Raw genomic sequence first — 14608 nt, 5'->3', positions numbered from 1 at the left:
ATGAACATCGAAAAAACCGCGAAACCGTTGCGCACAAGCCTCGTGGCTTTCAGCCTGGGGCTATTGCACCTCCCTGTGGCGGTGGCGCAGGAACAGTCGATGCAAGGCATGGACCCTTCCCAGATGCAGGGTATGGATTACAGCCCGATGCAGGGTATGGATTACAGCCCGATGCAGGGCATGGCCCCAAGTCCAACGCAGGAAAGTCGCACACCGATTCCGGTGCTCACGGACGCTGATCGCGCAGCCGTCTTCGAGAGCGCGGGCGGCCATCAAATGCATGATGACGCGATCAACTCAAAGGTGCTGATCGATAAACTCGAATGGCAGGACGCGGACAATGGCGCCGTACTCAACTGGGATGTGAACGGCTGGATTGGCACCGACCTGAACCGTTTGTGGGTACGCTCCGAAGGTGAGCGCAGCAACGGTGTCACCGAAAAGGCCGAACTGCAGGCGCTTTGGGCGCATGCCATCGGCCCTTGGTGGGACGTCGTCAGCGGGATACGTCAGGACTTCAAGCCAGGAGATCCGCAGACCTGGGCAGCACTGGGGGTGCAAGGCATGCCCCTGTATGACCTCGAAACGAGGGCAACCGCCTACGTGGGCGAGAACGGTCAAACGGCCGCTCGACTTGAAGGTGAGTACGACGTATTGCTCACCAACCGCCTGATCCTGCAGCCAACGGCTGAACTGAACCTCTACGGCAAAAACGACCCGCAACGGGCTACAGGCTCCGGATTGGCCAATACCGAGGTAGGCCTGAGGCTGCGCTATGAAATCCGTCGAGAGTTTGCACCTTACATTGGCGTTACCTGGAATCGTACGTATGGCAAGACCGCCGATTACGCCCTTGACGACGGTGAAGACCGCAGCGAGGCACGCTTGGTGATGGGCGTGCGCATGTGGTTCTGAACAGCGGCCCCCCCTTGAAGCCCACCACACACTAACCCAACCACGGCCCGGGCCGTCAGGAGCCTTGCATGTCCCCTCTGAAAACACTCAGCGTCGCTGCCGCACTCAGCGCCGGTCTGTTCCTTAGCCTCAGCGCGCAAGCACATCCCAAGCTGCTCTCCTCCAGCCCGGCAGAGGGCGCCACTGTCGCCTCACCGGCGAAAATCGAACTGCACTTTTCCGAGAACCTGGTGACGCAATTCTCAGGCGCGAAGCTGATGATGACCGGCATGCAGGGTATGGCGCACGCCCCGATGGCCGTCAAAGCCGCGGTCAGTGGCAGCAGTGACCCGAAAGCCATGCTCATCACGCCGGCAGCGCCGCTCAGTGCGGGCACCTACAAGGTCGAATGGCGAGCCGTGTCTTCCGACACCCACCCTATTACCGGTGCTGTTACCTTCACGGTGAACTGAGAGCATGGATGACCTGCTCAACATCGCCTTGCGTCTGGTGCTCTGCATCGACCTGATGCTGCTCTTTGGGCTGGCAGCCTTTCGCCTGTACAGCCCTGCGACGCAGGTTGTGGCCGAAAGCTCGGCAGCGCGCTTCAGCGCACTGCTTGCCACTGGCGCCGTGTTGGGTGTGCTGTTGTCGGCCCTCGGCATACTGCAACTGACGAAAACGATGAGTGGCGCCTCAGATTTCACTGAACTGCACCCGCACATGCTGCAGATGGTACTGATGGAAACCGATGCCGGGCACATGTGGTGGCTGCGCATCGGCGCGCTAACCCTCGCGACCCTCGTAGCCCTCGGCGTAGGGCGCGACTCACCCGTGGGCCAGTGGCTGGTGATGCTGTGTGGCGCAGTGGCCCTGGCAACCCTGGCCTGGAGCGGACACGGTGCCATGGACGATGGTTACAGGCGCTACCTGCATTTCACCAGCGATATTGCGCACCTGCTGGCCGCAGGTGGCTGGCTGGGAGCATTGTTCGCCTTTGCCTGGTTGCTTAAGGCCAATCACCCCACAGCAAACCAGCAACTGCGGGCACTGGCCCAGGCGCTCAGGGGTTTTGAAGTCACAGGGACATTGATCGTGGTTGTGCTGGTGTTCACCGGCGTCGTCAACTACCTGCTGATCGTCGGGATGACGTTGGAACCGCTGACAAACAGCACATACGGTGGGTTGCTGTCGCTCAAACTCATACTGTTTGCCGGCATGCTGGTGTTTGCCGCACTGAATCGTTTCCAATTGAGCCCACTGCTGGAAACCTCGCTACAGACCGGCCATTACCAAAGTGCTATCAACGCCTTGCGGCGCAGCATGGTCCTGGAGCTATCGGTAGCTGTGATCGTTCTTGGCCTGGTGGCCTGGCTGGGTACCCTTAGCCCGGAGGTGGAGCTGCCCAGCGGCTAGGCTGATCCGGGTTTGAGGTGGACGCCTCGAAAGCATCCAGCGGATGGCCTACCCTACTCAGGTGCTCCCCGTGCAAGTGTGCTACCCATGCTAAAGGTCGAAAACCTGTACAAGTCCTTCACCACCGCCCAAGGCACACTGCCGGTTCTGCGGGGCGTAGACCTGCACCTGCCCAACGGGACGAGCATGGCGTTGATGGGCGAGTCCGGCAGCGGCAAGAGCACCCTGCTGCACCTGATCGCAGGCCTGGAGCGGGCCGACAGCGGGCACATTCTGATTGATGGCACACCGCTTCAAGGGCGTCGGGAAGCGGAGCTGGCACGCTGGCGACGGCTCGGCATTGGCCTGGTGTTCCAACAGTACAACTTGATCAGCAGCCTTGATGTGGCCGCGAACCTGACCTTTCAAGCGCGCCTGGCAGAGCGTCACGACACCGCCTGGGCCACCTACCTGGCCGAACAACTGGGGCTGCGCCCCTTGCTTGAGCGTTACCCCGAACAACTCTCCGGTGGCCAACAGCAACGCCTGGCCATTGGCCGCGCGCTGGCAGCAAAGCCCTCGCTGATGCTGGCCGACGAACCGACGGGCAGCCTCGACGAAGCCAGCAGCGACACAGTACTCGAGCTGCTCCTGCGGCTGGTCGGCGAGGCCGGCAGCAGCCTGTTGATGGTCACCCACAGCCCACGCCTGGCTGCCCGACTGTCCCGGCAATGCTATCTGCACCTGGGCCGTGTCCAGCCCCAGGCGGTGTAATGAGCAGCCTGAGGATCAGCCTCCAGGCCCTGCTCAGCCACTGGCGGCGCCACCCGCTGCAGTGCTTCAGCATTTTCACCGGGCTCTGGCTGGCTACCGCACTATGGGCCGGCGTACAGGCACTCAATACCCAGGCACGGGCCGACTACGCCCGGGCCAGCGCCGTACTCGGCGGCGTGGCGCAGGCATATTGGGCACCACGCCAAGGCCCGCACATCGGCCAAGCGGTATATGTTGCGCTGCGCCGTGAGGGCTGGCCCGTCTCTCCGCTGCTCGAAGGCCGCCTGAACCTTGTGGGTGATGCCGCGCTTAACGTGTGGCTGATCGGAATCGAACCGCTCACCCTGCCCCAGGGATCAGCCATCGCCGGGCAAGCCAACGAAGGACTCGACCTTGGCGGCTTCATTGGCCCGCCCGGGCAAGCCTGGGTCGGCCCAGACACCTTGCAACGCCTTGGCCTGAAACCGGGCGCCCAGGTGCAGACCGAAGATGGTCAATACCTGCCGCCCCTGCACGTGCAGGGGCAATTGGCCCCTGGGGTAATCGTTGTCGATATTGGCTACGCGCAAACACTGCTGAAAGCGCCAGGGCAGGTTTCACGGCTGCTGATGCCAGCGGCCTTCGCCGATAGCGCACCGCGCCTGCCGGCCAACCTGGCTGGCACGTTGCAACTGCACACTTCAAGCGACGCACAGGACCTGCAGCGCCTGACCGAGAGTTTCCACCTGAACCTCAGCGCCCTTGGCCTGCTGGCGTTCCTGGTCGGCCTGTTTATCGTGCACGCCGCCATTGGCCTGGCCCTGGAGCAACGCCGCAGCCTGTTACGCACCTTACGCGCCTGCGGCGTAAGCCTCGCCGCACTGGTCAGCGCACTGGCACTTGAGCTTGGTCTGTTTGCCCTGTTGGGCGGTCTGGCCGGCGTGCTCAGCGGCTACCTGCTGGCGGCCTTGCTGCTGGATGACGTCGCTGCCAGCCTGCGCGGCCTCTACGGTGTGCAGGTGGCCGGGCAACTGAGCCTGTCACCCACATGGTGGCTGACAGGCCTGACCATCAGCCTGCTCGGTGCACTCTTGGCCGGAGCAAACAGCCTGTTGCGCGCAGCTCGCCTGCCACTGCTGGCCCTGGCACAACCACACGCGTGGCAGGCGGCACAAAACCTCTGGTTGCGCCGCCAGGTCCTGTTGGCGGTTGGCCTGGCGCTGCTGGCCTTGGCCTGCTGGCGGTTCGGTGACAGCCTGCGTATCGCCTTTGTGATGATCACCGCCTTGTTGCTGGCCGCCGCTCTGCTACTACCGGCCTTGCTCGACGCAGCGTTGCTGCTGCTCGCACGCTACTGTCAGCGGCCGCTGGCGCACTGGTTCATTGCTGACAGCCGCCAACAGCTACCGGCGCTGGCCCTTGCCCTGATGGCGCTGCTGTTGGCCTTGAGCGCCAGTGTGGGCGTGGGCAGCATGACCGAAGGCTTTCGCAAGACCTTCATGAGCTGGCTCGACCAGCGTCTTGCCGCCGAGCTTTACCTGAGCCCACGCGATACTGCACAAGCGCAGGCGATCAATGACTGGCTGACTGCCCAGCCGCAGGTCGAAGCCGTGCTGCCGCGATGGCGCGTAGAACTGCGCCTGCAGGGGTGGCCCGCTCAGCTCTTTGGCATCACCGATCACCCTTACTACCCGCAGCACTGGACGCTACTTGAGCAACATGATGACGCCTGGCGACAACTGGCCACCGGCCAGGGCGTGATGCTCAGCGAACAACTGGCCCGCCACCTTCACCTGAGCCTGGGTGATCGCCTGTCACTGCCTGCCCCGGCTGCAGCGCCCAGCCTCAGGGTTGTCGGGGTGTATGCCGACTATGGCAACCCGAAGGGGCACCTGCTGGTCAGTGCCGATTGGTTGCAGCGCTACTGGCCCGAGGCAGATTTCTACGCCCTGAGCGTGCGCCTGGCCACGCAGCAGGTAGCGCCTTTGATGGCGCAGCTGCAACAGCAGTTTGCCCTGGACAGCAACCAACTGACCGATCAGGCGTCCCTCAAACGCTGGTCCCGCGAGGTCTTCGAGCGCACCTTCGTCGCCACCGCTGCGCTCAACAGCCTGACCCTGGCGGTCGCCGGAGTGGCGCTGTTCATCAGCCTGCTGACCCTTGGCCAGAGCCGCCTCGGGCAGTTGGCCCCGCTGTGGGCGCTGGGTGTCGAGCGGCGCACGCTGGCCTGGTTGAGCCTGGGGCAAACCTTGATGCTGGCCGGCCTGACGGTGTTGCTGGCAATCCCCTTGGGGCTGTTACTGGCCTGGTGCCTGGTTGCTGTGGTCAATGTGCAGGCCTTTGGCTGGCGGCTGCCGTTGCAGGTGTTTCCATCACAACTGCTGCAGTTGGTTGTACTGGGCCTGCTGACCAGCCTGTTGGCGGCCATCGGGCCGTTGTGGCAACTGCTGCGTAGCCAACCGGCTGACCTGTTGAGGCAATTCGCCGATGAAGCGTAAGGTCCGGATTATCGCCTGTGCCCTGCTGCTGAGCGGGTGCGACAAGGCCCCGCCAGCGACTGAAGGCTTTGCCGGGCTTGGCCAGGCAACTGCGACCTACACACCGGTGGTGCGTGGACAAGCGCTGAGCTTTCCTGCTGACCACGGCGCCCATGCGGGCTACCGCATCGAGTGGTGGTACGTCACGGCCAATCTCACCGACGAGCAAGGACATGACTGGGGTGTGCAATGGACACTGTTCCGCTCCGCCTTGCGCCCAGGCGCCGAGGTACCCGGCTGGTCCAGCCCGACCGTGTGGCTGGGGCACGCCGCGCTGAGCAGCGCGTCCAGCCATCAATACAGCCAGACCCTTGCCCGTGGCGGCATCGGCCAGGCGGGTGTCGACGCGTCCCCCTTCCGTGCCTGGATCGACGACTGGTCACTGGCCAGCACGGCAGGCCAAGGGCTTGACCAGTTGCAGATGCGCGCTACCGGCAACGGCTTCAGCTATCGCCTGCAACTGATCAGCCAAGGGCCGCTGGTGCTGCATGGCGACCGCGGCTACAGCGAGAAGTCTGGCCAGGGCCAAGCGTCGTACTACTACAGCCAACCGTTTTATCAGGTCAGTGGCGAGGTTGAGCGCAACGGCCAACGCTACCCGGTCACGGGACGCGCCTGGCTCGACCGGGAATGGAGCAGCCAGCCGCTGAGCAACACACAACAGGGGTGGGACTGGTTCTCGCTGCACCTGGAAAACGGCGCCAAGCTGATGCTGTTCCAGGTGCGCCAACGCGACGGCCAGCCCTATCGAGCAGGTACCTGGATCAGCCCCGACGGCCACGCCGAGCCGTTGCGAAGCGAGCAAATCCAGCTCGACCCGCAAGCCTGGACGCGCCAGGACAACGGCAAGCAGCTCCCCACTCGCTGGCGCTTGCAAGTCGCCACGCACAACCTGGACGTACAGGTCGCGGCCCTGCAACCCCATGCCTGGATGGGTACTACCGTTGCCTACTGGGAAGGCCCGGTGCAACTGCTGGGCAGCAATACCGGGCGTGGTTACCTGGAGATGACCGGCTACTGACGACGTTCAGGCAATCTCGAACAAACCGTTACGGATGGGCCCAACCTCCAGGCGCGCACGCACATCATCATCGATGCGCGGATCATCCGGCCGGTACAAGCGGACCTGACGGTAAGCATTGATCCGGTTGATTTCCGGCCCCAGGTACTCCCACACCACTCGGGTGCAGGTCGGGGTGCGCCGGTCACCACTGGAGACTCCGGTCTTCAGCCCATTGAGGCGGGTGATGCGGCTCTTGAAGCTGGGGATGAGGATGGTCTGGCTCATCTCGTTGACCGTCAACGACTCGTAGTCGACCAGAAACAGGCGATCCTGCAGTTGGAACGCTGCCCCCAGGTAGCGGCAACGCACCCAGTCTTCAGCCTGTACGTCGATGCTGCTGGTGCGTTCCTGACGCTCCTGGCGCTCGAACAGGAACGTGCCCCGCTCTTCACGCAAGTGCACCAGTGACAGCAGGATCGAGCCCGGCACCGACATGCAGTTGGAGTACTCGAAGTAGTAACCGCAGTAACGCGACAAGTTACCGCCGTGATCACGCAAAGGACGCAGCAAGTCGACCAGCGGGTCCTCCTGACCGGCGCCAGGCAGCACGGTAACGCGCGCGCCGATGAGACGGGCGAACTGCTCTGGCGGCAAACCCAGCTCGTAATCCTCGACACCGAAAAAGTCGCCGATGCGCTTGAGGTTGTAAGGCGTCGGTTGGCTCTGGCCGCTGAGGTACTTGTTGAACTGTCCACGGTTGATCGACAGCTGGCGGCAAACCTCCGAGATAGAGCGGTAGTGGCTGCAAGCCAGTTTGAGGTTTACGCCCAGGTTTTCACTCATTGATGCACTTCCGATTGATGCTAGCGGCGCCAGTTTAGCATCAAGTCGCATCATTTCAGATCAACCCGCGAAATTGTAACCAGGCTTTTCTTGGCCAACCATGCGCGCCATGCCTGCACCGCACTGTTGCGGTCGTTTGTCTTTCACTTAAACAATAAGAATCGAGGTCTCTTCATGCTCGAAGCGCTCAACGATTTCCTTTCGGGGAAACTCCTCATCGTGCTGATCGTCGGACTGGGTAGCTACTTCACCTTGCGCTCTCGTTTCGTCCAGTTCCGTCATTTCGGCCACATGTTCAGTGTGTTCAAGGAATCGCTGCGCGGCCAGGCAGGCCAACTGAGTTCGTTCCAGGCCCTGATGCTGAGCCTTGCCGGCCGTGTCGGTGCCGGGAACATCGCCGGTGTCGGCATTGCCGTTACCCTCGGCGGCCCAGGCGCGGTGTTCTGGATGTGGGTTACTGCACTGGTCGGTATGTCCAGCAGCTTTTTTGAATGCACCCTGGCCCAGGTCTACAAACGCAGCGACGGAGACGGCCTGTACCGTGGCGGCCCGGCGTACTACATCCAGCATGGCCTGAAACTGCGCTGGATGGCAGTGGTGTTTGCCGTGTTGCTGCTGGTGACCTATGGCTTCACCTTCAACGGCCTGCAGTCCTATACCGTTACCCACTCGCTGCAAAACGCGTTTGGCTTTGAACCACAGCAGACCGGCTTTGCCCTGGCAGCCTTGCTCTGCGTGGTGTTCATCGGCGGCATCAAACGTATCGCCTCGGTGTCCGACCTGCTGGTACCGGTCAAGACCCTGGCCTACATCGGTGTCACACTGTACGTGATCATCACCCAGATCGAGCACGTGCCGGCCATGCTGGAAACCATCATCAAGAGCGCCTTTGGCCTCGCCCCAGCATTCGGCGGTCTGCTGGGCAGCGCCATCGTCATGGGCGTGAAGCGCGGGGTTTTCGCCAACGAAGCGGGCCTGGGCAGTGCGCCTAACGTCGCCGCTGTTGCCGCGGTGCGCCACCCAGCCGCACAAGGCGTGGTACAAGCCTTCAGCGTGTTCCTCGACACCTTTGTGATCTGCACCTGCACCGCTCTGCTGATCCTGCTGTCGGGTTTCTACACACCCGGTTTTGAAGGTGACGGTATCGCCCTGACCCAGAACTCGCTGGCCGCGGTAGTCGGTGACTGGGGGCGTCTGTTCGTCAGCGTTGCGCTGTCGCTGTTCGTCTTCACCTGCATCCTCTACAACTACTACCTGGGCGAAACCAGCCTGCAGTTCCTCAGCCGCAACCGGCTGGTGCTGATCGCCTACCGTGGCCTGGTGGTACTGCTGATCCTGTGGGGTTCGGTGCAAGACCTCTCCACCGTCTTCGCCTTTGCCGACATCACCATGACCTGCCTGGCCTTCGTCAACCTGGCCGCCCTGGCCATGCTGTTCAAGGTCGGCCTGCGGGTCATGCGCGACTATGACGAGCAGCGCCGTGCTGGTATCGCACAACCGGTGTTCGACGCCGCACGCTTCGCCGACCTCGACCTGGACCCGCAAGCCTGGCCCGTGGGCCAACACGCCGAAAGCCCGGCGCACGCTGAACCCCAACTGGCACCGGCGCAACGCTGAGTGACCACCTGAAGGCCGCCCTATGCCGGGGCGGCCTTCCCTGCCACCGCTCCCGCGATCTTTCACACCGCACTTTCCATCTGCCTGGACGCTTCCCATGCGCGCAGTAAAGAACCTTCTTGTCCTCTATACCGGCGGCACCATCGGCATGCTGCAAACGCCACAAGGCCTGGCCCCGGCCAGCGGCTTCGAGGCACGCTTGCACGATTACCTGCTGGAGCACCCCGATACACCGGCACCTGCCTGGCGCCTGCTTGAACTGGAACCGTTGCTGGACAGCGCCAACATGCAGCAAGCGAACTGGCTGGCCATGCGTGACACCATCGTCAACGCCGTGGTCGAAGATGGCCACGACGGCGTCCTGCTGCTGCACGGTACCGACACCCTGGCCTACAGCGCAGCGGCGTTGTCATTCCTGTTGCTCGGCCTGAATATTCCAGTGGTGCTGACCGGCTCGATGCTGCCGGCGGGCGCACCAAACAGCGATGCCTGGCAAAACCTCAGGGGTGCCCTCGGCATCATGGCCTCGGGTATCGAGGACGGCGTACACCTGTACTTTCACGGTGCCCTGCTGCACGGTGCCCGTGCCAGCAAGCTGCGCAGCGAAGCCTTCGATGCGTTCGCCGAACTGCCTCGTCATCGTGAAAGCGCTCGCGCTGAAACACTGCCAGCACGCCTGTGCTATCGCCAGCCACGCACACCGGTCAAGCTGGCGGTGCTGCCACTGTTCCCCGGCTTTCAAGCTGAACAGCTGCGCAGCGTGCTGAACAGCGGCATCCAGGGCTTGCTGCTGGAATGCTACGGCAGCGGCACCGGGCCATCCGACGATGCCGCACTGCTGCAGGTGCTGAGTGAAGCGCGTCAGCGCGGCGTAGTGCTGGCGGCCATCAGCCAGTGCCCACAAGGCAGCGTGCTGTTCGACACCTACGCCGCCGGCAGCCGCCTGCGCGATGTCGGCTTGGTCTCCGGGGGCGGCATGACCCGGGAAGCGGCCTTGGGCAAGCTGTTCGCCCTGCTCGGCGCCGGGCTGAGTGTGGACGAGGCCGAACACTGGTTCGCCCTGGACCTGTGCGGCGAACACGCGGCCTGACCGGCCACTGGGCACGGGCTGGCGCGCAGCTGAGCCCAGAGCCCACGTAATGGAGTACATTGGTGCTGATGTGACGGGCCAAATGGCCGCATCCTCACAACCGCGAAGCAAGCACCATGAGCACACTCGATCTGTTTGAAGGCCTGCACACACCGACGCAGGCCATGGAACCCCTGGCACAACAGGCCTGCGTGTTGCGCGGCTTTGCCCTGCCCTTCGTCGAGGCAGTGCTGCCGGCCCTGGCCCACATCTGCGAAGTCGCGCCGTTTCGGCACATGGTCACCCCAGGCGGTTTCAGCATGTCCGTGGCCCTGACCAACTGCGGGCATCTGGGCTGGACGAGCGACCGCAGCGGCTACCGCTACAGCCCGATCGACCCCGCCAGCGGGCAGCCCTGGCCGGAACTTCCAAGCGCGTTTCTAGCGCTGGCGACAGCGGCGGCAAACGCAGCAGGCTTCCCCGATTTTGTGCCCGATGCCTGCCTGGTCAACCAATATCAACCCGGTTCGCGGATGTCCCTTCACCAGGACAAAGATGAACGCGACTACACCTGGCCGATAATCTCGGTGTCTCTGGGCATCCCGGCCACTTTCCTCTTTGGCGGCCATCACCGGGCCGACAAGCCCCAACGCGTGCCACTGTTTCATGGCGATGTGGTGGTCTGGGGTGGTGAAGACCGGTTGCGTTACCATGGTGTAGCGCCAATCAAGGAGGCGCTGCATTCAGTGATGGGCGCGCAACGCATCAACTTCACCTTCCGTAAGGCGGGTTGACGAAACACCGTCTCATCGTGTCTCGATGAGTGACTCATGCTGTCGATGGAATTCAACCGCAAGAGTCGGAGTGCCTCACTGCGGATAGCAGCTTAACGTGCAGCCTGTAGGTCACTGACAGCGGGAACAGCATTATGAACACAGACAAGGACAGCACCACAGTGCCGGCCACTTCAGTGGAGCGAGACCCGCGCTGGCAAGCCGTACTGGCACGCGACACGACCGCCCATGGGCAGTTTGTCTATGCCGTACGCACCACCGGCGTGTACTGCCACCCAGGCAGCACTGCGCGCTTGCCGCGACCGGAAAACGTCGAGTTTTTCAACACGCCCGAGGCAGCAGAGGCGGCTGGCTATCGTCCCTCGAAACGTGCCGGGGCTTCGCCGTCCTTAGTGCTGGCCCAGCATGCAGCGCGAGTTGCCGATGCCTGCCGGCTGATCGAGAGCAGCACTGAACTCCCCTCACTCGCTGACCTGGCGACCTATGCCGGTTTGAGCCCGTTTCACTTTCATCGGGTGTTCAAGTCCGTGACCGGCCTGACCCCAAAGGGCTACGCCAATGCCCACCGCGCACGCCGGGTACGCGAGCAACTGGCCCTCGGCGGCCGGGTCACCGATGCCTTGTATGAGGCGGGTTTCAACTCCAACAGCCGTTTCTATGCGGCTTCGGACCACCTGCTTGGCATGCGCCCGAGTGATTACCGCGCTGGAGGCCAGCACCTGGATATCCGCGTTGCCGTGGGTGAATGCTCACTGGGCTCGATTCTGGTCGCGCAGAGCGCGCGGGGTATTTGCGCGATTCTCCTGGGAGATGACCCGCAACAGCTACTGCACGACGTGCAGGACATGTTCCCCAATGCCAACTTCATCGGCGCAGACGCCAACTTCGAGCAACTGATCGCCACCGTGGTTGGCTTCGTCGAAGCCCCGGCCCTGGGTCTGAACCTGCCTCTGGATGTGCGGGGCACGGCCTTCCAGGAACGGGTATGGCAGGCCTTGCGCGAAATCCCGGCCGGCAGCACCGCCAGCTACGCGCAGATCGCCGAGCGCATTGGCTCACCGAAGGCGGTGCGCGCCGTGGCTCAGGCCTGCGCCGCGAACACACTGGCCGTGGCCATCCCCTGCCATCGCGTGGTGCGCAGCGACGGCAACCTGTCGGGCTACCGCTGGGGCGTGGAGCGCAAACGCGCCTTGCTGGCGCGTGAAGTCAAGCCCTGATGACCGGTCTCAAGTAACCGCCGGTATTACTTCAGAAATTTCTGAAGTAATTATTTCCCTACGCCGATTCCCTCGACCTTACTCACTGTCGGAACATCCACCCCACTTATGTCCGCCAGTGCGGGCCCATTACACGCGTACACAACAACAAGACATGAGGTTCCCAGTGAGCAACGCCAACAAGGTCACCGCTCGACCGAAAATCGAGGTTCGCTCCATCGACTACGTGCCGCGCACCGAACGCCATGGCAAAGTCTGGCATCAGGCACCATTCTGGTTTACCGGCAACTTCGTCCTCACCACCATGGTCACCGGGTTCACCGGCCCCGCACTCGGCCTCGGCGCCTTGTACTCGATTCTTGCGATCATCATCGGCGTCTGCTTCGGCACCTTCTTCATGGCCTTTCACGCCAACCAGGGCCCCCGCATGGGTCTGCCACAGATGATCCAGTCACGCGCCCAGTTCGGCCTCAAAGGCGCCATCGTGCCCTTCGCTGCCGTGGTGTTCGTGTACATCGGTTTCAATGTGTTCAACGTTATCCTCGCCACTGACGCCATCAACACCGTACTGCCCGGCCAGCGTGCCCCCTGGTACCTGGGCGTCATCGCCGTTGCCGTGGTGCTGGCGGTGGTGGGTCACGACCTGCTGCACACGGTTCAACGCTGGCTGACCTACGTGATGATCGTGGTGTTCGGCGCCTTGACCGTCAGCGCCGTGATGACCCTGCAGGCCGATGCGGCCCTGGACAACGCACACTTCTCCTGGGGTGCCTTCCTGGTACAACTCTCTGCAGCAGCGGGCTACCAGATCAGCTACTCGGTGTACGTCTCTGACTACTCGCGCTACCTGCCTCATGATACGCCTGCCCGCAAGGTGGTGTTCTGGACCTACCTCGGCGCGGCCGGATCGGCCCTGTGGCTGATGTCGCTCGGCGCCTTCCTGGCCTCGGCCCTGCCATCGCCGGATGCCATCGGCAGCGTGCGTGAAGTGGGCAACCAGTTCATCCCGGGGCTGGGCACCTTTACTGTACTGATCTCGATACCGGCGCTGGTCGGCATCATGGCCGTCAACTGCTACGGGGCGATGCTTACCAGCATCAGTGCCATCGACAGCTTCCGCAAAGTTACCCCGTCACTGAAAATCCGCGTCTCTGGCATTGCCATCATCGCTGCCATCGTCTTCATCGTCGCGCTGGCGATTCCCGAGAGTTACCTGGGCAGCTTCAACACCTTCATCCTGTTGATGCTGTACTTCCTGGTGCCATGGACGGCGGTGAACCTCGTCGACTTCTACGGTGTGCGCAAGGGTCACTATGTGATCAGCGAGATCTTCAACCCCAACGGCATTTACGGCGCCTGGGGCAAGGCCGGCCTGAGCGCCTACGGCATTGGCCTGCTGGCGATGGTGCCGTTCATGTCGCTGAGCTTCTACACCGGCCCCGCAGCCGCCGCCCTCGGCGGTGCCGACATTGCCTTCGCCGTTGGCCTGCTGGTAACCGGTGTGATCTATGCGCGCCTCTGCCGAACCCTGGACCTGAACGCCGAACAACGCCTGCTGGCCGCCAACGACCGCCAGCTTGAGGAAGCCACACGATGAAACCAACGCCCATACATCTCACCGTCGCCTGCTGCCAGCTGGCCCCCAGGGTCGGCGACCTTGAGCACAATCGGCAACAGGCACTGGCCGCCATACGTGCGGCAGCCAGCCAGGGCGCGCAGGTGGTGGTCCTGCCAGAGTTGGTACAGAGCGGCTACGTCTTCATCGACAAGGCCGAAGCCCTGAGCCTGGCTGAAACCGCCCACGGTGAAACCCTGCGCCAATGGGCGGCGCTGGCCACGGAGCTGGATATCGTCATCGTCGGCGGCTTCTGCGAGCGCACCGAACGCGACGAGCTGTACAACAGCGCGGCATTGATCGATGCCAACGGCGTGCAGGCCGTGTACCGCAAAGCGCACTTGTGGAACGATGAGAAACGTTTTTTCACCCCCGGCAACTGCCCGCCGCCGGTGGTTGAGACGCGCTTTGGCCGCATTGCCGTGATGATCTGCTACGACCTGGAGTTTCCCGAATGGGTGCGCCTGCCGGCACTGGCCGGCGCCGAACTGCTGTGCGCCCCCGTGAACTGGCCGGACGGCCCTCGCCCTGCCGGAGAGCGTCCTGCTGAAGTGGTGCGGGTGCAGGCCAACGCCTCGGTCAACCGCCTGTATATCGCCGCCTGCGACCGTCGTGGCACTGAACGCGGTGTGGACTGGGTCGGCGGCTCGGTGATTGTCGATGCCAACGGCTACCCCTTGGCCGGGCCACTGCACGGCGCCGCTGCCGACCCTGCGATCATCCTTGCCCACCTGGACCTCAGCGAGGCCCGCGACAAGCGCATCAGCGCCAACAATCACGTACATCAGGACCGCCAGCCGGCACTCTACGATTGAGTGCATTGCGCGGCTGACACCGCCCCTGCCAAACCGGCGTCGGCCTTGCCGGCGCT

The 14608-nt window shown here is 63.2% G+C and carries 13 protein-coding genes; 12 read left to right on the top strand and 1 reads right to left on the bottom strand.

Annotated elements, in window-relative coordinates:
* The 6 genes from AB7M23_RS17400 (at position 1) to AB7M23_RS17375 (ending at position 6600) form a co-directional block, all read left to right on the top strand.
* The gene (locus AB7M23_RS17400; RefSeq protein ID WP_454241487.1) at positions 1 to 915 is read left to right on the top strand and encodes a copper resistance protein B; all 915 of its coding nucleotides are present in this window, start codon (positions 1 to 3) and stop codon (positions 913 to 915) included.
* A gap of 68 nt (positions 916 to 983) precedes the next feature.
* The gene (gene copC / locus AB7M23_RS17395) at positions 984 to 1367 is read left to right on the top strand and encodes a copper homeostasis periplasmic binding protein CopC (protein WP_065761415.1); all 384 of its coding nucleotides are present in this window, start codon (positions 984 to 986) and stop codon (positions 1365 to 1367) included.
* Between the two features lie 4 nt (positions 1368 to 1371).
* Positions 1372 to 2310 carry a copper homeostasis membrane protein CopD gene (gene copD / locus AB7M23_RS17390; RefSeq protein WP_454241486.1) on the top strand — a complete coding sequence of 313 codons (939 nt, stop codon included), beginning with the start codon at positions 1372 to 1374 and terminating at the stop codon, positions 2308 to 2310.
* Positions 2311 to 2397: 87 nt separating this feature from the next.
* Positions 2398 to 3063 carry an ABC transporter ATP-binding protein gene (locus AB7M23_RS17385; protein WP_454241485.1) on the top strand — a complete coding sequence of 222 codons (666 nt, stop codon included), beginning with the start codon at positions 2398 to 2400 and terminating at the stop codon, positions 3061 to 3063.
* Entirely contained in the window at positions 3063 to 5540 is a 2478-nt protein-coding gene (locus AB7M23_RS17380) for an FtsX-like permease family protein (RefSeq protein WP_454241484.1), read from the top strand. The genes AB7M23_RS17385 and AB7M23_RS17380 overlap by 1 nt, the downstream gene beginning before the upstream one ends.
* Positions 5530 to 6600 (top strand): lipocalin-like domain-containing protein, encoded by a 1071-nt coding sequence (locus AB7M23_RS17375; RefSeq protein WP_454241483.1) that lies wholly within the window; start codon positions 5530 to 5532, stop codon positions 6598 to 6600. The genes AB7M23_RS17380 and AB7M23_RS17375 overlap by 11 nt, the downstream gene beginning before the upstream one ends.
* Before the next feature lie 6 nt (positions 6601 to 6606).
* On the opposite strand, the gene AB7M23_RS17370 is transcribed toward AB7M23_RS17375, so the two are convergent.
* Positions 6607 to 7425 (bottom strand): helix-turn-helix domain-containing protein, encoded by an 819-nt coding sequence (locus tag AB7M23_RS17370; protein WP_454241482.1) that lies wholly within the window; start codon positions 7423 to 7425, stop codon positions 6607 to 6609.
* A gap of 174 nt (positions 7426 to 7599) precedes the next feature.
* On the opposite strand from AB7M23_RS17370, the gene AB7M23_RS17365 reads away from it, so the two are divergent.
* The 6 genes from AB7M23_RS17365 (at position 7600) to AB7M23_RS17340 (ending at position 14552) form a co-directional block, all read left to right on the top strand.
* Positions 7600 to 9042, top strand: coding sequence for an alanine/glycine:cation symporter family protein (locus tag AB7M23_RS17365; RefSeq protein WP_454241481.1), 1443 nt, complete (start codon positions 7600 to 7602; stop codon positions 9040 to 9042).
* Between the two features lie 97 nt (positions 9043 to 9139).
* The gene (locus tag AB7M23_RS17360; RefSeq protein ID WP_454241480.1) at positions 9140 to 10132 is read left to right on the top strand and encodes an asparaginase; all 993 of its coding nucleotides are present in this window, start codon (positions 9140 to 9142) and stop codon (positions 10130 to 10132) included.
* Between the two features lie 116 nt (positions 10133 to 10248).
* Positions 10249 to 10905 (top strand): DNA oxidative demethylase AlkB, encoded by a 657-nt coding sequence (gene alkB / locus AB7M23_RS17355; RefSeq protein ID WP_454241479.1) that lies wholly within the window; start codon positions 10249 to 10251, stop codon positions 10903 to 10905.
* Positions 10906 to 11039: 134 nt separating this feature from the next.
* Entirely contained in the window at positions 11040 to 12122 is a 1083-nt protein-coding gene (gene ada, locus AB7M23_RS17350) for a bifunctional DNA-binding transcriptional regulator/O6-methylguanine-DNA methyltransferase Ada (protein WP_454241478.1), read from the top strand.
* 166 nt (positions 12123 to 12288) lie between these two features.
* On the top strand, positions 12289 to 13719 hold the full coding sequence (locus AB7M23_RS17345) for a purine-cytosine permease family protein (RefSeq protein ID WP_099774674.1): 1431 nt from the start codon (positions 12289 to 12291) through the stop codon (positions 13717 to 13719).
* Positions 13716 to 14552: a nitrilase family protein gene (locus AB7M23_RS17340; protein ID WP_454241477.1), complete on the top strand. Its 837-nt coding sequence runs from the start codon at positions 13716 to 13718 to the stop codon at positions 14550 to 14552. The genes AB7M23_RS17345 and AB7M23_RS17340 overlap by 4 nt, the downstream gene beginning before the upstream one ends.
* Positions 14553 to 14608 lie beyond the last annotated feature (56 nt).

The organism is Pseudomonas sp. HLS-6 TE3448 (genome assembly GCF_053629555.1).
Note: the sequence above shows the minus strand (reverse complement) of the source record. Positions and strands in the feature narration are given on the sequence as shown.

Coding starts and splice junctions, on each gene's coding strand:
- AB7M23_RS17400 (WP_454241487.1), top strand. CDS start 1: ATGAACATCGAAAAAACCGCGAAACCGTTGCGCACAAGCCTCGTGGCT.
- copD (WP_454241486.1), top strand. CDS start 1,372: ATGGATGACCTGCTCAACATCGCCTTGCGTCTGGTGCTCTGCATCGAC.
- AB7M23_RS17360 (WP_454241480.1), top strand. CDS start 9,140: ATGCGCGCAGTAAAGAACCTTCTTGTCCTCTATACCGGCGGCACCATC.
- AB7M23_RS17375 (WP_454241483.1), top strand. CDS start 5,530: ATGAAGCGTAAGGTCCGGATTATCGCCTGTGCCCTGCTGCTGAGCGGG.
- AB7M23_RS17365 (WP_454241481.1), top strand. CDS start 7,600: ATGCTCGAAGCGCTCAACGATTTCCTTTCGGGGAAACTCCTCATCGTG.
- AB7M23_RS17340 (WP_454241477.1), top strand. CDS start 13,716: ATGAAACCAACGCCCATACATCTCACCGTCGCCTGCTGCCAGCTGGCC.
- AB7M23_RS17380 (WP_454241484.1), top strand. CDS start 3,063: ATGAGCAGCCTGAGGATCAGCCTCCAGGCCCTGCTCAGCCACTGGCGG.
- AB7M23_RS17370 (WP_454241482.1), bottom strand. CDS start 7,425: ATGAGTGAAAACCTGGGCGTAAACCTCAAACTGGCTTGCAGCCACTAC.
- copC (WP_065761415.1), top strand. CDS start 984: ATGTCCCCTCTGAAAACACTCAGCGTCGCTGCCGCACTCAGCGCCGGT.
- ada (WP_454241478.1), top strand. CDS start 11,040: ATGAACACAGACAAGGACAGCACCACAGTGCCGGCCACTTCAGTGGAG.
- AB7M23_RS17385 (WP_454241485.1), top strand. CDS start 2,398: ATGCTAAAGGTCGAAAACCTGTACAAGTCCTTCACCACCGCCCAAGGC.
- alkB (WP_454241479.1), top strand. CDS start 10,249: ATGAGCACACTCGATCTGTTTGAAGGCCTGCACACACCGACGCAGGCC.